General features: G+C 58.7%; 19 protein-coding genes and 3 pseudogenes. 6 read left to right on the forward strand and 16 right to left on the reverse strand.

The window, feature by feature from the left end; translation table 11 throughout:
- Positions 1–764 precede the first annotated feature (764 nt).
- Together FHX09_RS05765 and FHX09_RS05770 are read right to left on the reverse strand one after the other, a co-directional pair.
- Positions 765–2,750: an adenylate/guanylate cyclase domain-containing protein gene (locus tag FHX09_RS05765; protein WP_184449439.1), complete on the reverse strand. Its 1,986-nt coding sequence runs from the start codon at positions 2,748–2,750 to the stop codon at positions 765–767.
- On the reverse strand, positions 2,750–6,520 hold the full coding sequence (locus FHX09_RS05770; RefSeq protein WP_184449442.1) for a FecR domain-containing protein: 3,771 nt from the start codon (positions 6,518–6,520) through the stop codon (positions 2,750–2,752). Before FHX09_RS05770 ends, FHX09_RS05765 begins: the two co-directional genes overlap by 1 nt.
- A gap of 112 nt (positions 6,521–6,632) precedes the next feature.
- Here FHX09_RS05770 and FHX09_RS05775 point away from each other — a divergent pair, with 112 nt between their 5' ends.
- Positions 6,633–7,172 (forward strand): Pycsar system effector family protein, encoded by a 540-nt coding sequence (locus FHX09_RS05775; protein WP_132594790.1) that lies wholly within the window; start codon positions 6,633–6,635, stop codon positions 7,170–7,172.
- A gap of 182 nt (positions 7,173–7,354) precedes the next feature.
- Here the strand turns inward: FHX09_RS05775 and FHX09_RS05780 are convergent, their stop codons facing one another.
- The 10 genes from FHX09_RS05780 to FHX09_RS05825 all read right to left on the reverse strand — a co-directional run bounded on the left by FHX09_RS05780 (position 7,355) and on the right by FHX09_RS05825 (position 16,690).
- Positions 7,355–8,110 carry an SDR family oxidoreductase gene (locus tag FHX09_RS05780; protein WP_184449444.1) on the reverse strand — a complete coding sequence of 252 codons (756 nt, stop codon included), beginning with the start codon at positions 8,108–8,110 and terminating at the stop codon, positions 7,355–7,357.
- Between the two features lie 16 nt (positions 8,111–8,126).
- Positions 8,127–8,885: an SDR family oxidoreductase gene (locus tag FHX09_RS05785; protein ID WP_132594786.1), complete on the reverse strand. Its 759-nt coding sequence runs from the start codon at positions 8,883–8,885 to the stop codon at positions 8,127–8,129.
- Positions 8,869–9,933: a proline racemase family protein gene (locus tag FHX09_RS05790; protein ID WP_184449446.1), complete on the reverse strand. Its 1,065-nt coding sequence runs from the start codon at positions 9,931–9,933 to the stop codon at positions 8,869–8,871. Before FHX09_RS05790 ends, FHX09_RS05785 begins: the two co-directional genes overlap by 17 nt.
- A gap of 11 nt (positions 9,934–9,944) precedes the next feature.
- Positions 9,945–11,420, reverse strand: a complete 1,476-nt coding sequence (locus tag FHX09_RS05795) for an aldehyde dehydrogenase family protein (protein WP_132594782.1) — start codon at positions 11,418–11,420, stop codon at positions 9,945–9,947.
- A gap of 33 nt (positions 11,421–11,453) precedes the next feature.
- Positions 11,454–12,692: an FAD-binding oxidoreductase gene (locus FHX09_RS05800; protein ID WP_183719397.1), complete on the reverse strand. Its 1,239-nt coding sequence runs from the start codon at positions 12,690–12,692 to the stop codon at positions 11,454–11,456.
- A gap of 50 nt (positions 12,693–12,742) precedes the next feature.
- Positions 12,743–13,621 (reverse strand): 4-hydroxy-tetrahydrodipicolinate synthase, encoded by an 879-nt coding sequence (gene dapA, locus FHX09_RS05805; protein WP_184449613.1) that lies wholly within the window; start codon positions 13,619–13,621, stop codon positions 12,743–12,745.
- Between the two features lie 37 nt (positions 13,622–13,658).
- The gene (locus FHX09_RS05810) at positions 13,659–14,324 is read right to left on the reverse strand and encodes an amino acid ABC transporter permease (protein WP_184449448.1); all 666 of its coding nucleotides are present in this window, start codon (positions 14,322–14,324) and stop codon (positions 13,659–13,661) included.
- 10 nt (positions 14,325–14,334) lie between these two features.
- Entirely contained in the window at positions 14,335–14,997 is a 663-nt protein-coding gene (locus tag FHX09_RS05815; protein WP_184449450.1) for an amino acid ABC transporter permease, read from the reverse strand.
- A gap of 9 nt (positions 14,998–15,006) precedes the next feature.
- Positions 15,007–15,789 carry an amino acid ABC transporter ATP-binding protein gene (locus tag FHX09_RS05820; RefSeq protein ID WP_184449452.1) on the reverse strand — a complete coding sequence of 261 codons (783 nt, stop codon included), beginning with the start codon at positions 15,787–15,789 and terminating at the stop codon, positions 15,007–15,009.
- A gap of 67 nt (positions 15,790–15,856) precedes the next feature.
- Complete coding sequence (locus FHX09_RS05825; protein ID WP_183719394.1) at positions 15,857–16,690, reverse strand: transporter substrate-binding domain-containing protein; 834 nt, start codon at positions 16,688–16,690, stop codon at positions 15,857–15,859.
- 196 nt (positions 16,691–16,886) lie between these two features.
- Here FHX09_RS05825 and FHX09_RS05830 point away from each other — a divergent pair, with 196 nt between their 5' ends.
- The gene (locus FHX09_RS05830) at positions 16,887–17,606 is read left to right on the forward strand and encodes a GntR family transcriptional regulator (protein ID WP_132594770.1); all 720 of its coding nucleotides are present in this window, start codon (positions 16,887–16,889) and stop codon (positions 17,604–17,606) included.
- A gap of 538 nt (positions 17,607–18,144) precedes the next feature.
- On the opposite strand, the pseudogene FHX09_RS29640 reads toward FHX09_RS05830, so the two are convergent.
- Positions 18,145–18,365, reverse strand: a pseudogene (locus FHX09_RS29640) (M20 peptidase family dipeptidase); the annotation flags it as partial.
- 446 nt (positions 18,366–18,811) lie between these two features.
- A complete protein-coding gene (locus FHX09_RS05835) occupies positions 18,812–19,492 on the reverse strand; it encodes a peroxiredoxin-like family protein (RefSeq protein WP_132594768.1) in 681 nt (226 codons plus the stop codon).
- Between the two features lie 194 nt (positions 19,493–19,686).
- Here FHX09_RS05835 and FHX09_RS05840 point away from each other — a divergent pair, with 194 nt between their 5' ends.
- A complete protein-coding gene (locus tag FHX09_RS05840) occupies positions 19,687–20,067 on the forward strand; it encodes a hypothetical protein (protein WP_183719390.1) in 381 nt (126 codons plus the stop codon).
- An 86-nt stretch (positions 20,068–20,153) separates the two neighbouring features.
- Here the strand turns inward: FHX09_RS05840 and FHX09_RS29645 are convergent.
- A pseudogene (locus FHX09_RS29645) lies at positions 20,154–20,326 on the reverse strand (serine protease); the annotation flags it as partial.
- Positions 20,327–20,343: 17 nt separating this feature from the next.
- Between FHX09_RS29645 and FHX09_RS05845 the strand changes: the two are divergent.
- Positions 20,344–20,532: a hypothetical protein gene (locus FHX09_RS05845; protein WP_210301512.1), complete on the forward strand. Its 189-nt coding sequence runs from the start codon at positions 20,344–20,346 to the stop codon at positions 20,530–20,532.
- Between the two features lie 13 nt (positions 20,533–20,545).
- Here FHX09_RS05845 and FHX09_RS05850 read toward each other — a convergent pair whose 3' ends face one another.
- Positions 20,546–21,463, reverse strand: a complete 918-nt coding sequence (locus FHX09_RS05850) for a hypothetical protein (RefSeq protein WP_132594764.1) — start codon at positions 21,461–21,463, stop codon at positions 20,546–20,548.
- Between the two features lie 676 nt (positions 21,464–22,139).
- On the opposite strand from FHX09_RS05850, the pseudogene FHX09_RS29650 reads away from it, so the two are divergent.
- Together FHX09_RS29650 and bcsN are read left to right on the forward strand one after the other, a co-directional pair.
- A pseudogene (locus FHX09_RS29650) lies at positions 22,140–22,270 on the forward strand (3-hydroxyacyl-CoA dehydrogenase family protein); the annotation flags it as partial.
- 207 nt (positions 22,271–22,477) lie between these two features.
- Positions 22,478–23,440, forward strand: a complete 963-nt coding sequence (bcsN, locus tag FHX09_RS05860) for a cellulose biosynthesis protein BcsN (RefSeq protein ID WP_246699393.1) — start codon at positions 22,478–22,480, stop codon at positions 23,438–23,440.
- Positions 23,441–23,468: the final 28 nt, after the last annotated feature.

Genomic DNA, 23,468 nt, shown 5'->3' on the forward strand with positions numbered 1-23,468 from the left:
ATTGGAAGGCCAGCTCGGTATTCCAGACTCGATCGCCAATCAAATTGAGGACAGCTTCCCCATCATTTATTTGTCGCATTTTGCGCATTCCAAATTTACTTACGTTCTAAACTAGAGGCGCCTGAATATCACGAGGCAATTCAATCCACCAGATACATATTGCGACAATCGAAATGGTGCCTTCAGATCATAAAACATGCGTTCAACGTCTGGATTGAAGAACTGCGCTCGTGTCACAACGAGGAGAAGGAGGACGAATGCGATTGCGACGCATCCTGCATTGTCACGTACAATCCAGAGCGAAGTTATGCTTCAGGCCGGCATACAGGTCGCGGAAGCAAACGTTGTCACCGTGATAGGAATGGTTGACGTTGAATGGACCGTCGCTATCGAGCGCGCCGACGGCCTCACGGCGCTGAGATCCTCACATATCGTCTCGAAGGTTCCTCATTGCCAACTGCCTGTGCAATCGCGCTGTTGCATCGGAATCGTCATTAATGCTGATAATCCGCACATTTCTCGGCCTATCGCGTAGAGAAAAATTGGCGCTCGCACTCTGCTTCTGCCAAGAAGCGGGCGACTATACAGACATCAGAACCGTCAACTACCGTGTATCGCATTTGTTGCGCAATCGCTAATTCAGCGAGAACCATGCATCAGGCAAGCTGATAAATCAACTTTCCAGCGAGTGACTACGCTACGCACACTACTGCCAAACGTAACGATATTATTCTAGAGGCGGTCTCTTCGGGGTGATCTTATAATTATTCATCGTTTGAGCGAGAAAGTTCTGCCCGCACGATTGAATAGTAGAGTCGGAGAGAAGGAATGGCTGTTTCCAACCTGTCGAAAATATTATCCAGAGCGCCCAAGGTTTTATTGTATTTGCCCCAGAGAAAATCGGTGTGCACATCGAGGTCCTCGGGCCGAGCATCTTCAACGATCGTATAGACAGGCGACGGTACCGTTCTGCCCTTTACGACAATACGGTCAAGCTCGACCACGGTGTAACGCCCGTGGACAAGCCGCGCGGTCTCCTCCCCGAGCAGAATAGCCACGCCGTAGTTCTTCGATGCTCCTTCAAGCCGTGAGGCGAGATTGACCGAGTCACCGAGGCAGGAGTAGTCGAAGCGCCGGTTCGACCCCATGTTGCCGACGACACATTCACCCGTGTTGATGCCAACGCCCATCTTCAGCACATGCAGAGGTGCGCCGCTTGCTTTGGCTTCCTCTTCAAGCTCCTTGTTAAGCTTTCCAATAGCGGTCTGCATTGCAAGCGATGCTTGAACGGCATGGAGCGCGTGCTTGGGGTCATCGAGCGGAGCGTTCCAAAACGCCATGATGCAGTCGCCCATGTATTTGTCGATCGTACCTCCGTGATCCATGACGATATCGGAGAGCGGCGTCAGCAGTCGGTTGATCAAGCCCGTCAGCCTTTCCGGATCGTCCTTCATCGTTTCGGCAATCGTCGTGAAGCCACGGACGTCGGAGAAGAGGACCGACAGCGTTCGTCTTTCTCCGCCGAGCTTCAGTTGCGACGGATCGTCAGAGAGCTTTTTGACGAGATCGGGCGAAATGTACTGCGAAAACGCTCGGGTAATGCGTTGCTTGTTCCTGCGCTCCTCCGCAAAGTCGAAAGCCGCTTGTCCGAAGGCAACCGAGACAAATGCGATGGTCGGCCCTAACGGTGATACGAAAAAATGGTCGAAGCGTAGACCCGCATAGGAGAGCAGCGCGAATGCGCAGATCGCGACGACGGTTGCTAATAGTGTCAGCCAACCGGTGGATTTCCAAACAGTTGCTGCAGCCAGCGCGGCCGCAAACAGGACGAAGCCGACAAAAGGCACGCTGCCCGTGCGGGTGATAGACATCCGCTGGCGAAGATTATCATAGATCGTTGCCTGGATTTCGACGCCAGCGGTAAGCTTGCCCGTATGCATCGTGTACGGTGTGGCAAAGGCGTCAGCGCCCCCCTTGTCGATCTCCGGCGCATTCTGGAGGCTGAGGCCGACCAGGACAATGCGATCCTTGAAAGTGCCCTCAGGAAGGAAGTTCTTCGGGTCGAGGGCCTGATAGTACGAGACGGTTGGATAGCTACGCGCCGGGCCGAATGTCTGGATCATTGAGTTCGACGGGATCGTGTCAACAGCATTGCCGGCAGCCCGCAGAAGCGTGACGGCAAAGCCGTCTTCGTAAGGGGGAATCGTCCGGAAGACGCCGTCCCCACCAAGCTCGATCGAGGCTATGCCCGTGCGAGCACCGGCTGCCGTCAGTTGAGGCAGTGGGGTCGCTCTCACCAACTGATCGGCTTGCGGGGTCTGGATGAGCGTCTCGTCGCCGGCAAGTATCACATCCGGGCCCACTGCAGCAGTGATCGCCGCATCGTTTTCGACTGACGAGGGCTCCGCCATGATGATATCGAGGCCGATCACCTTTGCGCCGGCTGCTCGTAGTTGCCGGATCAATTCGGCATGCAGGCTGCGCGGCCAAGGCCACTGCGCATTGATTGCCGCAAGGGAAGGCTCGTCGATCGCGACAATGACAGGCCCATCCTCCGGCGGCGGCAGGTCGTCGACCGTCGACAAATAGTCGAAGGACTTCAGCTCCAGCAGCGGCCACGCCGGCAGGCGCGAAAGCAGGGAGATTCCGATGAGGGTCACCAGTATGAGGACAAGCAGTCGGAGGCTCCGGCTGCTGAATGGCCAGCCGGGAGATTCTCTAGATTGACCAGGGGTCTGGGCCTTGTTCATCAGAATCGAACTTTGAACGTGCCCTTTACGGCACGACCCCAGCCAGGAACACCCGGGGTTACTTCAAAATCCTCGTCGAGCAGGTTGAACGCTGCCACTTCAAGAGCAAAGCGCTTGTCGAACGGTTCCCAAATCATGTTGGCATCAAGCGTCCAAAAGTCATCAAGCTCTGTCCCGATGTCGTCGCCGTCTCGCTTGCCGAAATAATTGGCGGCGATTGTCGCTTTCACCTTTGCTTCATTGACCCAGGTGAGCGCCACTTGGCCTGAGTTGCGCGGAATGAACGGAAGTGCCCCGCCAAAGTTGGCGCTTGTTTCATCCTTGTTTTCCGATTCCATGCGGGCGTATGTTGCTGAAAGACCGAACCCATTCCCCAGCGCAAAATTTGCCGTGATGCTTGCCCGATCAATGCTCCCCCTGTCCAGGGGTAGGCTATCAATCGCGGGCAGCGCCGTCAGCGGCAGCCCGATCGTCAGATCATGCAATTCCTGGTGCTGATAGCTCATGGACGTGAAGAACTTATCGGTCCATTGGGAATCCCATTGCAAGGCCACGGTATCGACATAGCCATCGATCCCGACGGCAATCTGATTTGGCTGCAGTCCGACAATGCCGATCGGGGCAAGTGTCGGTACGCCTGTTTCGACGCTCTGGCGCATGAACGCAGCGCGCAGCCACTGATCCTCGACCGGAGCCCAAGCGACACCCAATCGTGGCTCCAGACGACTGACGTCAACACCATCTCCATCCAGCCGCGTGGCATGCAGGGCATATTCTGCGGTCAGGTTTGGCGCAATCTCGTGCAGCAGGTCTACGTAAGCACGGGCCAGATTTGTTCGACTGGACGCGTCGTTCGGGCCGTCCGTGATATCGGGCACAAACACCGGGACCAGCTCGTAAAGCTCGTTGAACGTGCTGCTGTGAGTATCAATCCATCCTGCCTCGATACCGTATCGCCAAGTCAGGCCGTCGTCCGTGCCCAGGCTGTGGCTGACGGCGGCAACGTAACTTTTGGAGGACAGGCTTTGCCGCGTTTGTCCGAACGGCAGCAGGTCTGGAGTGGTGGCCCCGAATATCGGTGATTGATCGAATTCGAAGTCACTCGTGCTCTCCGAGTTCACGTCTGAATAAAGAAGCGCCGCGTTCACGATATTTCGGTAGCCGAAGGTGTGGCTCCAGCCTATGCCGCTGTTGAGGTTATCCAGACTGTTGTGCTGACTGCGATAAAGCGGCAGTTCCGATGGCGCGAGCGGCACCCCGAAGAGAGGGATGAAGAGCTCGGCGTTCAGCCGGATCGACGGCGATGGATCGAGCGTCAACGAATTCAGGTCAAAATCGCTGCGGGTCTGGTTGACGAAGGCGACCACCCGATCCTCTGGGGTGAGAGTGGCCGTGAGGTATCCGTTGGCGTTCAGCAGTTTGGTCTCGGTCGAAAAACTGCCAGAGTTGGGATAGCTTCCCTCAGCGGGTATTTCCTCCCACTCGAAATTGCCGAGGAAGCTGATCGGTATTGTCTGGTTGGCAAAGCCCTGGACCTCGGCCTCACCAATGCGTCCCGTGTGACCGCCGACGCTATTTATGCCGCCGCCAACAGAGCCTTCAATAAACGGTGTGCGCAGCAACGTGGCCGATCTCGACCGGCCTGACAACATGTGCGGGTCGAGCAGAAGTCCTTGAAAAAGCGACGAAAAGCTCGTTGCATTGCTCGTGTTTTCGATCACGCTGTCGCCGAAGGTGATTGCATTCTTGAACGGATTAATACTGCCCTTAAGCGCCTGATCCACAAAGCCGCTGCCTTCGAACGGATCAAAAACCGCATCGCCATAATATCGCCCCCAGGCATCGAGCCCCTGCAGACGAAAGGCGTTGTTGAGCGTAGAGCCGGCATCCTGGTTGGCACCGAGTGCACTGAAATCTCCCCCGCGAGCGCGTGCCCGCCTTAAAAACTCCTGGGCGTTTGCGATCGCTCCATCAGCGTCGTAGTCATCAATGGCAACTGCGGTTCGAAATGCCGAGATGACGGGATCGTTCTTGTCCAGTCGATCGGCATTCTCGACAGCCTGATTTGAAGGATCCCGATCGCCTCGTTCATAATGGCCTGCCGCCAGCATGAGCTGCGCTTGCGAATAGCCCGGATTGGCCGTCGATGCGGCGAGAAGGTCCTCGATCGCCTTGTCCCGTTCGCCCGATTGGAGATAGTAGCGTCCACGGGCAAGAAGGGCGACGTCAAAGGCTGGATCGGCGGCCAATGCCAGGTCGATCTCGCGTTTTGCTTCCTTCATGCGTGATTGATCAAGATAAAGGATGGCAAGATTGGCGTGGCTGATCGGGTCGTCCGGATCGAGTTCAATCGCCTTCTTGAGGGCAGCCTCCGCCTCACGGCTGGCCCCCCGGGCATCCTGAAGCAGACCGAGATCGTTCCATGCCATCGACGAGCCCGGCGCCACTTTGATGGCGTTGTTCAGGTCTTCAAGTGCGCCGTCGAGGTTTCCCTCGAAGCCGGCGCGCACGCGAGCACGGGCCTGCAACCCATCAGGATCCGTGGGATCGATCAAAAGCGAACGCTCGATCGCCTCGCGCATCTGGACCTGGTCGTTGATCAAGATGGCAAGCTGTGCGCGCAGAGCCGGCAGCGACGAATCGCTCGGATAACGCGCTTCCGCCTCTTTCATGATTTTGATGGCGGCGGGAATGTCCTCGAGGAAGCCGGCGGTATAGGCCTTCATCACCGCGGCGTAGGGACCGGTAATGGTCGCTGGCGGCTTCTCCACATGATCGGGATCGCGTAGCGAGCGCGAATAGTAGCCTCCATAGGCGGCAATGCTGCGACGCGCAGGATCGAGTGCCGGCTCAGCCCGCGAAAACAGTTTTGCCGCATCGTCGTAGCGTTTTTCTGCGCCCGCGATCAGGGCTTCGATCAAATCGGCCCGGGCGCGTTGGCTGGCTGAGAGCTTGAGTGCCCGAGCTCTCGCCAACGACTTGAGCGCTTGCTGACGCCCATCGAACGACATCTGCACTTCGGCAAGTGTCAGCCAGTCCTCTGACGTTCTTGCTTCCGGTGCCTTGGCTTCGATGCGGCTGCGTTCGGATCGCATTTTTTGCATCGGCAGCGGCGAAGCGGGCATGAACGTAAAGCCGCTGCGCAGTGTCAGATAAAACAGCATCTGCTGGCGATCGTCAGGGGCAACGATGACCAGCTTGCGCGGTGCCTGCCCAATCGTCGCGACCGCCCCTTCCCCCTGTGCGACCTCGACACTGCCATGCTCGTTCTTGAGCTCGACCCGCCCCTCGAGCACGATCAGCGAGGTCTGGTCGCCCTTGACCGTCAGCGTCCAGTCGGTCCCGCGAATGGCGGCGGCTGCTGCCGGCGTCTCCACTGTCAGTCCCTGACCGCCGCGCTGCGCGCGTGCCCACATCGTGCCGGATTGCAGATTGAGAACCGTCTCGCCATCGGCAGCCATCTGTTTCACCTGCAGCGCGGAATTGCGGCCCAGGCGAACCTGCGTGTGGTCTGCAAACAAGATCGCCAGCTGCCCATTGGCATTGGTGCGAAGCACGTCGCCGCCAAGCAGGTCTTGATGCAGGGCGACGTTCTGCCAGCTGGAAAGATCGATGAAGCGGACTTCTTCGCCCGCCTTGCGGTCAATGACCGAGCCTGCAGCCCGCGCAGTGCGCCGAAGTGGCTCCGCCACGGCCGGCTGCGCCAGGCACAACGCGGCCACCACGATCGCCGTGCCCCCGCACGCGTATCTCGCAAATCTACCCCTCATATCGCAAGGATTTGTCTACCTATACTTGAAAAGTCAAGTGGACATCAGAAGGCAGACTTGCTTTGCATGGCAGGTGTAATATCAAGGAAACACTTTGGCACGGGGGTGCGGCGTGAGTGATTTTGAGAATTCCTCGGATTATTTGTTCAGCGTACCTTCGACTGAAGATGTGGGGTCGGAATATCTTGACCACATCAAGAAGATAAACGACATATTTTACGACCAAATCAAACTTTCTGATCAGAAGGCCGCCTATATCTTTACTTTTATGCTCGCCTTTTTAGTAACGTCCAGCGAGGGACGTGAGGTCTTTACCTGGGGTCGCTATGCCCAAGGCTCGCCACAGGGCATACTTCTCTCTGGCGCTTTGGCACTGGCGTCAATCGTTTCTATCCTCTCAGCGATTCTGGTGGTTCTGCCGCGTCACGTGAACTCCTCGACCTCCCTGTTCTGGGGAGCTTGGCCCAAGCATCGTGGTCATTTTCGCGAGGCGGCAACGAAACGCGATAAGGGCTATCTGTTCGAGCAGTATGTCGAGAATGCGGATATCCTTTCGACCATAGCGCGTGGAAAATACCGCTGCGTGAGCTACGCGTTCCGGGCATTGATGGTCACTGTGATCGCCTACATCCTTCTGCTGGTCAGCACTTAGTCGCCGAAAGCAATCGCGACTGGATCGCAACCGGCAAACAAACCGGCGTGCCGTTGGTTGCCGCCCGCGACAGGGTCACCCCTGTCGGCTTATTTCCCTTCGGCAGCGCCGACAGCCCCCGGAAGTCGCCCTCGCCCCGTTCGGTGATCCGACACACTGGTCGCGCTTGAATTCTTTGTTGCTCACGCAACCGCCTGCGCACCAGTGATCTCGACCAGCGATCCGCACATAAAAGCCGCCTCATCTGAGGCCAGAAATGCGACCAGTGCAGCGACTTCCTCAGGCTTGCCAATACGGCCGAATGGTACCAGCTTGTCGAGATCCGCTATCGTCTTCCCGGAACGTCTCACTCCCGCCTCCAACATCGGTGTGTGAATTTCGCCTGGACAGACAGCGTTCACGCGGACCTTGTCGGGCGCGTAGTCACGAGCCAGGTTCTGGGTGAATGCTGCAACCGCAGCCTTGGTCGTGTTGTAGGCGATGTGGTTCGGCGCCGGATAGAGCCCCCATTGCGAGGCTGTGTTGACGATCGCGCCGCCGCCTGCCGCAATCATGTGAGGAAGTGCTGCGCGGCACAGATGGAACATCGAATCCAGATTGACCTTGAAGCTTAAGTCCCAATCCTCGTCGGAGAGTGACAGCAAGTTTCCACGCCGATTGATGCCGGCGTTGTTCACGAGAACGTCCAGCCGGCCTTTCAGTTCGAACACCCTCGCCACGAGCCCGAAACATTCCTCCTTTTTCGAGATGTCCGCCGCGATCGTCGTGGCGCCGCCCCCGTCAACCTCGATGCTGCTTGCGACCTGCGCGGCAGCCTTGGCGTTTACGTCGGTGACGACGACGAATGCGCCCTCCGATGCCAGCCGACGCGCAATTGCCGAACCGATCCCGCCACCAGCACCGGTAACAATGGCGACGTTGCCTTCAAACCGTCTCATGGAAACTTCCTTCCCTTTATCGAATGTAGCTTCCGCCGTTGACATCCAATGTCGCCCCATTGAGCGACGTCTGGCTCGGGCGCAAAACAAAGGCGACCAGTTCGGCGACCTCGGACGGTGATGCCATCTCGCCGATCGGGATATCGGCGACGGCCTGAGCCTTCCCGTGGGTCGCGATGAAATCCTCCGCCATCTCCGTCCTTACCCAACCGGGAGCGATCGCAACCGCCACCACACCGTCAGCACCGAAGCTTCGGGCTATCGATTTTGTCAGGTTGAGGAGGGCCGCCTTCGTAGCACCGTAAGGCATGGCGTCCGCCGCATATCCGCGCTGTCCGGCGCGGCTCGCCATATTGACGATGCGGCCGCCGCCATTTGCCCTGAAGTGGCGGATCGCCTCCTTGGAAAGATCTGCCGCGGCGAAGAAATTGATCTGGAACTCCCTCTGCCAGGCGGACCGCCATTCTTCCGCCGATGCGTCGATCAAGATCTCTGTGCGGATTCCCGCGTTATTGACGAGCCCGTGAACACGTCCGACCGCCTCGACAGCCTTCCGCCAGAGCTCAAACGAGCCTTCTGGCGCGGATAGGTCGGCCTCAATAAGCCAGCCGTGTCCCCCGATCCTGGCCAACAGTGCCTCGGCTCCATGTCGGTCTCGCCCAAAGTGAATGATCGGTCGAGCGCCTTCCATGGCGAGGCGCTCGACGATCGCCGCCCCGATACCGCCTGTTGCCCCGGTGACTAGGATGACCTGTCCTTCAAGCGGCTTGGTCATGCCTCGTTCCTCCCTTCAATAGACCGACCTGCGGTCCCCATGTATCAGAGAGCGCGAAGCCGCCGGAGAAGGGATCGTCTTCTGCAAGCCTCAGCTTCGAGCGTCCGTAAACGTAAGCGCGTCCAGTGATACGGGGAAGGATTGCCTTCCGACCGCCGATCTCCGTCTCGCCGATCGCCTCGGCAAGGAATTCCCCGCCGATAATGGAACGCGAGGTCTGCGTATCGCCGACCGCAACAAGGCCTCGTGCGTAGAGCGTTGCCAGATGAGCGGAACTGCCGGTGCCGCAAGGCGAACGGTCGACGCGACCGGGTTGCAGGGTGGTGCACGTCCGGACAGTACCGCCCTGCTCCTGGTCGCGGAACATGACATAGGCGATCTCGTCGACGCCCGGCAGCGTCGGATGCGCCACCTTTACTTGCTCGGCGAGATGGCGCTTCAGCTCGATGCCCGCCTCTGCAAGCTCGCGAGCATTCGCCGGCTCGATGGTCAGGCCGCCGACCTCGGCCACATCAACGAGCGCGTAGTACACACCCCCGAAAGCGATATCGACCTTGATCCGACCCCATGCCGGCGTGTCGATCTCGTGATCGAGGAGTTCCGCGAAGCTTGGCACGTTGTCGAGACTGACGCTTACGCAGCGGCCGTTGTTACACCGGGCTCGAGCGATGATCAGGCCCGCTGGCGTATCCAGTCGGACCGTCGTCTCCGGCTCCTGCATCGGCACGCGGCCGCTTTCAAGGAGCGCTGTCACGACGCAGATGCAGTTGCTGCCCGACATCGGGTGCGCGCGGTCGGCCTGAAGGACGATGAACCCGGCATCGGCATCGGGACGCGTCGGCGCGACAAGCAGGTTTACCGACATGGCAACGTTGGCGCGCGGTTCAAAAGTGACGAACCGACGCAGACTGTCATCGACCGTGTTGATGTGGTTCATCTTATCGAGCATGGTCGCACCGGGGATTTCCGGAGCGCCACTGACCAGGACATGCCCGAGTTCACCCTGGCAATGGACGAGCAGCAGTTCGAGGGATCGATCAAAGCGCATCCTGCGGCCCCCTATTTGATGTACCAGCCCCAGGGCTTGTCGGTGACGTATTTCGTGATCTGTTTGGTTTCGAGATAGTTCTCCAGACCCCAACGGCCGAGTTCGCGGCCGATCCCGGATTCCTTATACCCACCCCAAGGCGCCTCGGTGAACGTCGGTTGCGAGCAGTTGATCCAGACGATGCCCGCCCTGAAGGCGGCGGCAACGCGTTCGGCGCGGGCATCATCCTTCGACATGACCGCAGCGGCGAGACCGAAACGCGAGTCGTTCGCGAGTTCGATGGCCTCCTCCTCGGTCTTGAAAGGCCGGATGCAGACGACGGGACCGAAGATCTCCTCGACCCAGGCGTCGCTGTCGAGGGGAACGTCGGTCAGCACCGTCGGCCGCAGGTAGTAGCCCTTGTCGAACCCTTCGGGTCGTGTTCCGCCGCACGCGATCGTCGCACCGGCAAGCCGGGCGCCTTCGATCGCGCCAATAACCTGCTCATACTGGCGCTTCGAGACGAGCGGTCCGAGAAGAACGCCCTCGTTGAGACCATTGCCAATCGTGATCTTGTTTGTTTCCTCGACAAGACGTGCCAGGAGGCGGTCGCAGATGGTGTCCTGGACAAGTACGCGGGAGGTTGCAGAACAGACCTGACCCTGGTTCCAGAAGATGCCGAACATGATCCATTCGACAGCATCGTCGATATCGGCATCTTCAAACACCACGAATGGCGACTTGCCGCCAAGCTCAAGGCTGACGCGTTTGATGTCGCGGGCGGCCGCAGCCATGATCTTTGAGCCCACCGGACCGGATCCCGTGAACGCCAACTTGTCGACCCCCTTGTGGTCGATGATCGCCTGACCAGCAACGGAACCTGCGCCCGTGAGGATGTTCAAGACACCTGCAGGAAGCCCCGCCTCATCGGCGATGGCCGCAAGCTCAAGCGCGGTGAGCGACGTCAGCTCGGCGGGCTTGAGCACGACCGTGCATCCGGCGGCAAGGGCCGGCGCCACCTTCCAGGCGGCCATCAAAAGGGGATAGTTCCATGGAATAATGGCGCCCGCCACGCCGATCGGCTCCTTGACCGCTTTCGAGGTGAAGCGATCATCGGCGAGAGTGATCGGCTCTTCCGGGTTGTTGTCGCGCTGCTCGGCCAGACTTGCGTAGAAGTCGAAGCATCCGGCAGCGTCAGCGACGTCCCAGTCGGCCTCCGGCAAGGGCTTGCCGTTGTCGAGGACCTCGAGACGGGCAATCTCCGCCTGCCGGGAACGGATACCATCTGCGATCGCGCGCAGGTACTTGGCCCGCTCAGCGCCCGTAAGCTTCGGCCATCCGTCCTTGTCGAAGGCCCGTCGCGCCGCCTTGACGGCGATGTCGACGTCCTCGGCGGTTGCGGCGCCAATCACCTGAATGACCTCTTCGGTCGCAGGGTTGATGACGTCGCAGGTGCCACCCTTCACCGGCCTCGTCCACTTGCCATCGATGTACAGTTCGTTTCGCATATCGTTCCCTCTTTTGTAGCCACGCGGCCGGTTCTAGAACCGGTCGACGCGATAGGGTTTCATGTCCACGGGCGGCTCGACGCCCGTGATGAGGTCGGCCATCAAGCGGCCGGTGGTTGCCGCGTAGGTGAGACCAAGATGCCCGTGGCCCGTTGCGTACCAGACATTCTTGCGCTTGGCCGACGGTCCCATGACGGGAACGGTGTCCGGCAGAGCCGGGCGATGTCCCATCCACTCCGTCGTCTGGCGGGCTTGCAGTTCTGGAAGAGCTTCCTTGGCCCGTTTTACCAATACCCTTGCACGCCTAAAATCGGGCGGTGCATCGAGGCCGGCCATTTCGACGGTACCGCCGACCCGGATACCGCCCGCGGTCGGCGTCACCATGAAGGCGCGCGCCGGCCAGATAATCGAGTGCCGCATTGAAATGCCGGGATCCATGATCTGCGTGTGGTAGCCGCGCTCTGTTTCAAGCGGGATGTTTTCTTTAAGAAGCGCAGAGAGCCGTCCTGTAAACGCGCCCGCGGCAAGCACGATTTCTTTGACGGGAATTCTTCGCCCGTCGGCCAGCCGCAGTGCCGCGACACCAGGGTCGCTATGGTCAAATGCAACGACTTCGCCCTCCTCGATCAGGCCGCCGAGCAACCGGAATTTCTCGGCAAGGGCGACAACGAGCCTGTAAGGATCAGCAACCGACCGGTTGTCGGGAAACAGCACTGCCTTGCCGATCTTCTTGGTCACCGCCGGCTCAAGCTCGCGGATGGCATTTTTGCCAAGAACGTCATGGCGAAAGCCGAAGCGTTCCAGGATTTCGATGTGCTCCCGATCCGCGCGAAATTCCGCGTCGTCCGCATAAAGGCTGAGGCAACCCTCAGCGCTCAGCATGTGTCGCAGTCCCGTCTCTTTGAGAAGAGCGTCAAGGTCTTCGTGAACCCGCCGGCACAGTACCGCGCCCGAAGCCTCAAGCTCACGAAGCTTCGAGGGACGACTTGCCGCCAGGAAACGCAGGAACCAAGGGACGAGCTTCGGCATGTAGCCCGGCCGCACACGCACCGGTCCTTCCGGATCGAGCATCCACTTCGGCATCTGCGCCCAGATGCCCGGCCGAGAGGCAGGCATGAATTCGGTGACGGCAATGCTCGCCATGTTGCCGAAGGAGGCGCCAGATCCTGGCGCACTCCTGTCAAGCAAGGTGACCTGCTTGCCGCGACGCTGCAGTTCGTAAGCGATTGCCACGCCGATGATGCCGGCTCCGACGACCACGGTAGATGCCACGACGACCTCATAGAATTTGGAATATGGAGCAGCCAAACCGCTCCAAGCTCTTACCAGTTGAGGATCGGCTGCATTGCAGCCTTGAACTCGGCCTTTTCCTCAGCGGTCAGCTCACCGAGCGGCGCACGGCAGCTGCCGACCGACGATCCCTGTAGCTCGCAGCCATATTTGACCTTCTGCACGAACTTGCCGCTTTCGAGGATGTTCATTGCACGATAGAGCACAATCATCTTTTCGCGCGCCTTGGCGAAGTCGCCTGAACGGAAGGTCCGGTCCAGATCGACGCATGCCTTCGCCATGCAGTTTGCCGGTCCGCAGATCCAAGCATCCGCGCCCCAGAACATAAAGTCGAGCGCGAGGTCGTCCGATCCCGAAATGAGGTCGATGCGGCCGTCGTAGCGAGCGTGGATGTCGATCGCGCGCTGCAGTGATCCAGAGCTTTCCTTGATGCCGAGGACGCGGGGATCGTCAGCGAGCGCGTCCAGAATATCGAAGCCGATCTCGAGGCCGTCCTTGTAGGGGTAGCTGTAAAGGACGAGATTGACGTTGGTCTCGTTAAGCACTTTCTGGAAATGCGCCAGAAGCTCTTCCTGCGTCGGGCGGGTGTAAAACGGCGTTGCGAGCAGCACCGTGTCGTAGCCGATCTCCTTGGCTCGAAGCGTGTTCTCGATGACCTCCCGGGTTGCCGGAGCGTTGGTTCCGGCGATAAGGGCCTCACCTTCATTGGCGAAATCCTTGACGAACGTCAGGACCTCGTCGCGCTCAGCGTTCGAGAGCGCGGGGTATTCGCCCGTCGATCCCATCGGCGCCCATCCGGTCACGCCTGCGGCGCGCAGCGCCGTCAGATGTTTCTCGAAGGCCTTGAAGTCGACCTTGCCGTTCGCGTCGAATGGGGTGATCAGCGCAGGCATGACGCCGGACAATTTCATGTTCATGGGTTTCTCCTGTTTATTCGAATGGGTACGACTAGATGGCGAGCTTCTTGAGGATGCGGCCCTCGATGAGCGAGACTGCCCTCGTCAGCGGGAACGCGATGACGAAATAGATCAGGGCAACGACTGTCAGGACCTCGACCGGCCGCGCCGTGTTGTTCGAAATGTTCTGGCCTACGAACATCAGGTCAGCCATGCCGACGGCCGAGACCAGAGCGCTCTCCTTGAAGAGACTGACGCAGTTCGACAAAAGCGTCGGGATTGCACGCAGCACCGCCTGCGGCAGCACCACGTTGACGACCTGGACCTTGCGCGACAGCCCCAGAGCAACGCAGGCATCCATCTGCTCGTGCCCGATCGACTTAAGGCTGGCGCGAAACGTCTCGCTGGTTATTGCACCCATGTAGAGCGTCAGAGCGATAACGCCTGATGCAAGGTTCGAGAGTTCAACGCCGAGGATCAGCGGCAGGCAGAAGAATATCCAGAAGAGCTGGATAAGGACGGGCGTGCCGCGAAAGAACTCGACATAGACTCCCGCTATTGCCCGCAGCGCCATGCTGCGAGACGTTCTGGCGAGACCGACGAGGAAGCCGAGGGAGCATCCGAGCACGATGCAGATCACGGTCAGCTTGACGGTGGTCCAAAGGCCGAGCAGAAGCGCATGCTCGAAGCGCAGAAGGATCGAAAAGTCGAGTGCCATCCTTGGCCTCCTAACTGGCGAGAAGTTGCCGGCGGCGTTCAAGGAGGCCGACGATCTGCGTTATCGGGAATGACACGGCAAAATAGATGAGAGCCACGACCGTGAACGTCTCGATGGGACGATAGGTTTCGGTGGCAAGCGTTTTGCCCTGGTACATGAGATCCTGGATCGCGACGATCGCCACCAGCGCGCTCTGCTGGAAGATGACGATGCCGTTCGTCAAGAGAACAGGTATCGAGGCCCGGAAGGCGGTCGGAAAGACGATGTAGAGGATACGCTGCAGAGGCGAGAGGCCGAGCGCAATCCCGGCATCGAGCTGCTCGCGCGGAACGGCCTGGATCGCGGCGCGATAAGCCTCTGCATTGAAGGCCATGAGGTTCAAGCCGAGGGCTAAGACGCCCATCGTGATCGGGTCGAGGAAGACGTCGAAGATCATCGGCACGCAGTAGAAGATCCAGACGACCTGGACGATCGCCGGCGTGCAGCGGAAGAACTCTACGAACAGCATGAAGGGAAGCCGGATCATCCGATAAGGGCTCATGAGGAAAAGGGCCAGCACAAAACCGAGGACGACGCCGATGACATTGGCCGCTGCGGTCAACTCGAGGGAAACCCAGAGCCCTTGCAGGAGCGGCGAGATCGACACCGCATTGAAGTCGAACGTATAGTTCACAACCGCCTCCTATTGCTTGATGTGGAAGACGCGGTCGATGAAGTCCTTGGTGCGCTCCTCCTTTGGCGAGCCCAGTACCTGCTCCGGCGGGCCGTCCTCGACGACCACGCCGCCTGCACAGAAGATCACGCGTGAGGCGATGTTCTTGGCGAACCACATGTCGTGAGTGACGATCATCATCGGCATGTCCTGGGACGCCAGTTGAAGGATAACCTGTTCGACTTCACTGACCAGTTCGGGGTCGAGGGCCGACGTGACTTCGTCGAAGAGCATCAGCTTTGGGTCGAGCATCAGGGCACGAGCGATCGCGACGCGCTGCTTCTGCCCTCCCGAAAGCTGGGCCGGATAGGCTTTCGCCTTGGCCGCAAGTCCAAAGCGTTCGAGGAGCGTTTGTGCGCGCGCCACAGCTTTCGCCTTGGGCTCCTTGCGGACCTTGCAGGGTGCAAGGATGAGGTTCTGCGTGACGTTCAGATGCGGAAACAGTGTGTAGTGCTGAAAGACCATGCCGATCGATCGGCGGACATTGGTGTCGATTACGGTCTTCTTGCCAACGCCTTGCGATGAAATGTAGGCCTTCCCGTCGAAGCTGATCGACCCGCTGTCGATCTTCTCCAGCCCCATCATGACCCGTAGCAACGTGCTTTTGCCGCCGCCGCTAGGGCCGATGACGACGACCCGCTCGCCTGGCTTCATTTCGATGTCGATGCCTTTCAGCACCTGGATTGCTCCATCACCATAGCTTTTGTGGAGCGCCTGCATTTTCACGAGGGGAAGGCTGAAAGACATGGTCATGGCCGATCTCGGTTCGTCTGAAAAGCGAGGGGTGGCGTCGGCGCTCAGCCGCCGACGCCCGACGGGATCAATTCGAACCCTTGAGGACCTGATCGACGGCCTTGCGGATCAACTCGTCCACGTGACCGGTCGCGACCTTCTCTTCGAGGAAGATGTTGACGACTTCGACGTCGGCGGCAGACAGACCGTGCGGCAGACCGAACGACACGCCCTGCTTGGCAAGTGCCGGCGTCGGGTTCAAGGCGACGGCCCAGTCGGGATTGGCTTGCGTGAGAAGCTGGTTGGTATCGGAGGCGTCGACCAATATGTCAGCGCGCTTGGAGGTCAGGGCGAGACGCGTTTCGTCGTTGCCGGGCAGACGCATGACGGTGGCATTCTTCACGACTGCCGAGATCGCCTTGTCCTGGGCCGTGCCGGACATGACCGCGATCGTCACGCCGGCCTTGTCGATGTCGGCAACAGATGCGGCACCCTCCGGAATCTTCGGGTTGATTTTATTGTAGACAAGAGAGATCTGGTATTCCATCGCCGGGATCGAGAACTGGACGGCCATGGCGCGCGCAGGCGTGCGGTTGAGAGCGAGTGAGACATCCCATTTCCCGGCCTGAAGGCCTGCCACGATGTTGTCCCAGGTCGTGTCGACGAATTCCGGCTTCACTTTGAGGACGTCGGCGAACTCGCGGCAAAGGTCTGCATAGAAACCGGAATAGTCGCCGGTTGCCGGGTCACGCATGATGTAGGGCGGAGCAACTGCCGCGCCGCATTTCAAAACGCCCGCCTTCTGAACGCCCTGCCAGTATCCCTCGGCAGTCTGGGCATGAGCCGCTGTGATTGACAGGCCACCCATAAGGGCGAGCGCAGGCAGCGTCCGCAAGGCGGACGTTATCATCTTCGTAAGCATCGGCATTCCTCTTTGCTGTGCGCGAAGCGCGTTGTTCCACTCGTCGGCTCTAGCCGTTTCTGATTTTATGTGTCGGCTGCGTGTCGACTGGTTGATATCAGTCAACACCGTGTCGACAAAGTCAAGAAGAAAAATTACATTGCCGACATGCTGTTTTTCTGGCCCAATGACGCCATCGCGAATGAAAGGGATCTAAGTGTCTGACGAAACTGAAGTGAAACGGATCCGGGGAACGGGCTGGAAAAGCGTCTACGAGACGCTTCGAAACGAGATTCTTGCCCTGACACTTCCGCCCGGTCAGCTTCTCGACGAGATGACGCTTGCCGAACGCTTCGACATGTCGCGCTCTCCCGTCCGCGAAGCGCTCATCAGGCTTGGCGCCGATGAACTGGTCGTCACACTCTCAAACCGGAGCACGATCGTCGCGCCGATCGAGGTTGCGACCTTCCCGAAATATGTTGAGGCGCTCGATATCGCCCAACGCATGAATACGCGCCTGGCCGCCGCGCTACGCACCGAGGCCGACCTGAAGGTCATCGCCAAGCGCGATAAAGCGTTTGCAGCTGCGGTTAAAACGGGAAACCACCTTGCGATGTCGGAGGCGAACAAAGAGTTTCACATGGCGATCGCCTATGCCGGCAAAAATCAGTACCTCGCGTCCTTTTACGAGAAGCTCCTCTCCCAAGGGCAGCGCATGCTTCATCTGCATTTCGAATACCTAGAGAGGACGCACGAGGGTTATCTTCTAACCGACGAACACAATCAGATGCTGGAAGCGATCCGGGACAGAAACGTTGATTTGGCCGACGAGCTGGCCCACGCCCATACCCGCCAGTTCCAGGATAACTTCATCAACTTCATGCGCGAGAACTACACAACCGACGTGACGCTCGGCCCGCTTCGGGCGGCGCAGTAGTTGGGTGCCAGCAATAAACCCGCGTCCCGAGCGGTGACTGAGACCCGACGGACGCTCTGAACATTGCGCCTGGAAGGCTCTTCAGTCCGTGGGAAACGACCGCTCGCGACCGAAGCCGCACATCGAGCCGATCCCAAGGCTGGGAGCCGGACTGAAATGGGTGTGACAGCGTATATTGAACGCATGAATGGAGCTACTGTTGGCGTCTATGCCTCGGGGTAGCAGGGCTTTGCAGAAGCGTTTCTGGACGATCCTTCTCCGGAGGTCGTTGCGTTCCTCAATCCGCCACCACCTCCTTGTCGCTTGTCGCTTGTCGCTTGTCGCTTGTCGCTTGTCGAAGCGGCGGCAGACATCGTCTGCTGTAAAGTGAGAGAGGGCAGATAATTCCGCTCCTATGTAGAAACTGCCACCATCCGCGCGCTCACTTACGAGCCAGATCGCCAGTTGATACTCCCGGAACGTTTCGCTCTCCGAGGTCCCAATAAAGCCCGGCCATCAACGCGAGTCCTTCGCGTCCGGGATACTCACCGGGAGCCATACCGGAGGGCTCAGTGATACTGGCGATCGCATGGGCAAGCTGGATTGCAGGATCGGAGAGAAGACCGTCCCAGTTGCCGGAATGATGGCCGCCTTTGCGCGCATCGACCCAAATGTCAAAGCTAATCGCGCCGCGAGATCCCAGAAAGACGGTCGGCCGCGCGGCGGAAGGGCCGGACCATCCGAGGCGATCAGCACGACGGCGCGGAATAATTCCTTATGAGCCTCAACCAGTGCATGCAGCCCGGGCACGGCTTAGCAGAGCGTGCCCTATTACAAAAAGAACTGGCATCCAAATGAAACCGCGGCAATCGCCATCGGCATTGTTAGTACCATGGCGAAGCTATGCCAGTCGATTTGATGCGCGTCGTCGCGAGCCCCTGCATCCATGATGATTACTCCCCTCGAGGGTAACTTTATCGAAACCAAACGCGATGTCGTCTCAAAATAGGTTTCTGGATGTTACATTACGCTGGTGGAAAGCGAACCGCACCTGAAGGTCGGTTTGGCGCCTCCTGGGTTGACCCGCTTCTTGCTGTGGCTATCCACCATTCAGATTGAGAACAACATTTAGTTTTCGGGCTCCGAGGCGCTACACGACAAGGCGGGGCCGCTTGTGGCGCAGAGCAACGAACGACTTCGGTAGCATCAGCTCTCGTTCTTCGTCGTTATTCGGCGAGTTGGGAAGCTGCCGACAGCAATTCTTCGGGATTGAGCGCCTGGCACACATTTCGCCCCTCGTCTTCGACTTCCGTGAAGCTCCAGCGTACCACACCTTCTCGATCGAGCAAGAAGTGACCGACAAGCTGCATATGTCCGGCCAGGCTCACCTGCCGATCGGCTTCTAAAATTTCGTACCGGTCCTTCTTGTTGAGAAGATCACCTGCTGTGGGCGGGGGCATCGGTTCAGGTAACTCTCCCGGTCGATCGACCCGCATTGCCATGACCACGTCCATTCCGACCTTGTATGGCCAGTCGGTCTCATTGTGGGTGAACTCGAGCACGGGCAAGCCGAAGGCGCGATGCAAAGCCCGTTCCGGGTCGGATGCGGCAAGAAGATTGGGTATCGGCTGGTAACGGAAATAGAGCCGTGCGCGTTCGACCGGGGTGCTTACAACGACCAGGGATTCGATGCCTTTCTCGCGCAGGGCCGGGTTGAGCTGTGCCATCGCCGCGACATGGCGGCGGCAGAACGGACAGTGCAGGCCCCGAAACAGACCGATCAATAACGGGCTGCGGCCGCGAAAGTCATCAAGTGCGATCTTCCCTTGGCGCGAAATCGCATCCAGCACAAAATTCGGGGCTTGGTCTCCCGGTTGCAACAAATGTTCGACATGGCACGCAGACATGGAAAACCTCCTCACCGCGGCGATCCGTCGAGAAAAGGCACCACGACAAGTGCTTTTGAAGTCGAGCCCGCGTTGGGCGCTGCCGAGGCTAAGATCAAGCGTTACAGGCCTGACCTCTCGCTTCGGCGTACCGCCAGGATCACCCCTGAGAATGGCCCCACATTGGCCCACGAGCAAGCGTTAAGCAGCGAAGCGTGATCCAGCGGCTAACCGCAACGACCAAAATGGGGGCGAGAATCTTGCTGGTCTGTGGAGACGACAACGGTCATTGCCCGCTGATGATTGAAAGGAAAGGAAAGCTTGCGCCACTTGTGGCGGCGAAAATGCGGCCGCGCACGGAATTATCGTTTCACCGCACTGCCCGTGCCAACGTGCTTCAGAATGCTCCTAGCCTGCTCGACATGCCTTGGTCGGCGATAATTTCGCTTCCGCTCAACGCGGCTGCCTTGTCGGAGAGCAAAAAGACCGCCAAGGCTCCAACATCCTCGACGGTGTTGGGAAAATCAGCACTATATTCCGGTGCGTTCGAAGGCGTGGTCGACCCTTATTTTTCGATACAGGATCAGCCTTTCTGATCAGCTTTTTGCGCCAAGCAGGCCGGTGTAGGTTACCCCTTTGAGGGCATTCAAAGTTCAAATCCATTTAAGACCTGTCATCAGCCGCCATCTCGGTCCACAACAGGTCCGCCAGAATTGCCGGCTGGATCGGCGTCAAAATCTGGATATAGCGCGTATCGTTCCGCAAGCCCGCTAATTTAGCGCATTCACATTGCCGTCGTGATTTTACGGAGTCTGCAAGGAGGTCGGCCAAGGGGTAGCCTATCGCTACGATATCCGCCCTTGAAGCGCCGAGTGCACTCGACGGCATCAACGGCGCTGCCGAACGAGGCGGACCTGGCCCACGGGGAGAAAGATGATATCGCCGCGGCCGAAGCTCGCGCGAAGGAGCTGCCGTCGACGCGTCACGATCATAATCAAAGTGAAGAACTGACCGCTCTCGTCGTCTGGATCGAGAGCCGCATCGACTTGCGACAGACGTAAAAGACACTCTGGCTTACGGCAACGCAAGATGTCGGTCGCTGTCGAGGGTAACTCGAACGACCTTGCAAGAGCCCGTCTGCAGATCAGGCGGAACCGCGAGAACCTCTGGACGAAGTCCCTCGGTAAGCACGTAGAGTGCAGACTGACTAACCTTCGTGCATCCCTGGCCTATTCCTGCCGCTTTCAGAACCGCCTCATCGGACGCGTTCCAGGCGATCTTTAGAGGGAACGGTGGCACTTGCTTATTGGGATCCTCCTTTCCTGGATTGGCTAGGATCAGAAAAACCAGAATAAGCGCTCCAAATATGGGAAGAACCCACTTCATGTTGCTGAGCAACGCATCAAAGCGATCGCGAGTGTATTGGGTGAGCGCGTACTCGACTGCCTGCCGCACGTTAGGTTCTACGGCATCGTAGGCCGTGTAGTCCGGGTCCTCGCCGCGGGTCATCTGGTCCTTGATCTCAGCAGTGATCTCTTCGAACAAGTCGTTGAGCGTTCCAAATTTCCGATAGGGTTCGTACAGCTTGTCTCGAAGAATGAGGCGTTCTACCTCGCTACGTGCTCTCTCGAAACGCTGGTTCGTGAACACCTCGTCGCGCGCATAGATGCGCATGGTCATGAGGTCGATGGCCCTGACCAAAGGCAATACACACGCGGCCAACCCCAGCACCAATGAGAAGGTGGCAAACCAAAATCGCGAGCCAAACCCCATTGACCCCAGTTGGGTCAGGCTGCTCCCGCCGATTGCAAAGGTTACAATTGCACCGAGGCCGACGATGAGCCAGCGAGCCATATCACGTATGTTGGAACGCACTTCACTGTTGCGCTTAACGACATCGTCACCAACCGGCGCAGCGCCAGTCGTTTTAGCCTCCCCAACCGGCGCAGCTCCGGTCGCTTTATCGTCCCCAACCGCAGCGGCGTCAGTCATCTCATCCCACCATTTGCTCAAATCCCAACGGGAAGTGAGTGGATCTTGGGTCAAGAAACACAGTGAGTTGCGTGGAAGGTGGAGCACGCTCCGCCATAGCGGCCAGCAGCGCACCCGTTTCCAATAGCCCCTCCGTTCGCAATGTTACAGACTGGTTTTCGCCAAGTATGGTGGACAGGTTGTCCATTAGAGAGCGAAGAGTGAGAAACTCCGGCCCCCCCGGAAGGGGAAACATTTCATCTACTCGGGTAGCAGCTACGATTGGCCCACGGTCAGTAGGGGGTGGCTTTCTTACCACAACCGGTGTGTCGGGAGGATACTTGTTTAAGGGGCTCTCCGAGGGTGTCTCTCCCGTGGCCGAGACGCCAATGGCCACCTCATTGCCGTCCTCGCGAGTGACTATCTGAAAACCTATGGGAGGAACAAATACAATCGAGCTCATGTTAGGCCCTCGCTCAATATCTTCGAACATAATTCCCAGCGATATTCGATTTATACCACACGATAAGCGCGAGCTCTATTAGATATTTCTAATTGAAGTTACCCAGTACTCAAGCATTTCTTGATTCGACTTCCTGCGCCTCAGGACCGCATCGTCACTCCACGTGTAATCGAGTGAATCTGGGAGGTCACGAATACCATTCGATGATGAACAGGGCGCGCTCGATGCGGCCGCTTCATCAGCCTTGACACCTGCTTCGTCATCATGAACGTGCTCCATGAGGGGCTTGCGGACCCCAAGTACCGCCCCTGCTGCTGGTCAAATATGTCGAAGCGAAGTGGCTGGGGCAGAAGGCCGGAAAATGAAGCGCTGAAATGGCTGCCCGAACCGTTTCTCCACGAGAGCTATCCTGACCCCACGCATTAACTTGGGGTTAACCATAATCGTCGTTTACCATGGGTGGCGGCCTCAAGGGTCGTTGATTCGGAAGTCCACCGCGAAACCATGCGCATGGATGTGAGGAAAGACGATTGCGGCGACCCGAAACGTTCAGTTTGCTGAAGGCGTCATGCTTGGCATTGCTTTGCGGGCTCGTGGTCGGATGCCAGTCGTCGGGAAACGTCAGGGCCCCAAATATTCCCGAAACGGTACCTGCAGAGCAGGCGCTGGCCTTGCCTCCGCCCGGTGGCCCCTCGATCGTCAGCGTCGTAGAGCACAAGCGCGGCAACGGCACCGAGCAGATGATTTCGCTCTACACGTCGTCTTCCGTATCCGGGCAGAATTTTCTCAAGGTGCAGTTCCTTGGGGCATCAGGCTCCAATCCCGGTATCGGAAACGCCTCGTATCAAATGATCAGCGAAAACGGGATAATCCGCGAGGCATTTGCCGCCGTTCCCGGCGTGCAAATGACGCGATCCACGACCTATCTGCAAAACAGCTATGGACCGTTCGGCTATGCCTCTGGCCAGAGTGGTTCAGGCGATACCTGTCTTTATGGCTGGCAGCAGATCCGTTCGAGCAGATCCGCTCATACGCAAGCGCGCAACTTCGGAATGATCCAGGTACGGTTGCGCCTCTGCGATGCGCGGGCAACCGAAAGACAGTTGCTCGGAATAATGTACGGCTACACGATCGTCGGGATGCTGGACGGAGAAATCTGGAATCCATTTGGATCTGCGCAGGGCATTGATCCGACGCTCGGGCGCCCCGGCAATGCGATTTATCCGGACGAGGGCGGCTACAGGAGCATGCCGATGGCCTTTGGCTATGAACCTGCCCGCCCGGAAATCCAATCCCGTGTCGTTCGCGTACGCAGCGTTCAGCCGAAAGCTGAGGAGGCGCCTGCGCAGTTACCGCAGCCGACAGGTCCTCGCGTCCCGCTGCCGGACACGACGAGCGATTTGCCGCAACTAGGCATGTCAGCCGTGCCTTCGAACCAACAGCCGCAACCGAAAACCGCGACGGCGAGCGGTCTGGCGGTGCCGTCGCCAGAGTGTATAGGGGACTCGGCCATGACGGCCGCGTGCCGAAGATAGACGTGAGAAGGCTGTAAGTGTTCCCGAG

The sequence above is a fragment of the Rhizobium sp. BK538 genome (assembly GCF_014197575.1).
GTDB lineage: Bacteria > Pseudomonadota > Alphaproteobacteria > Rhizobiales > Rhizobiaceae > Rhizobium.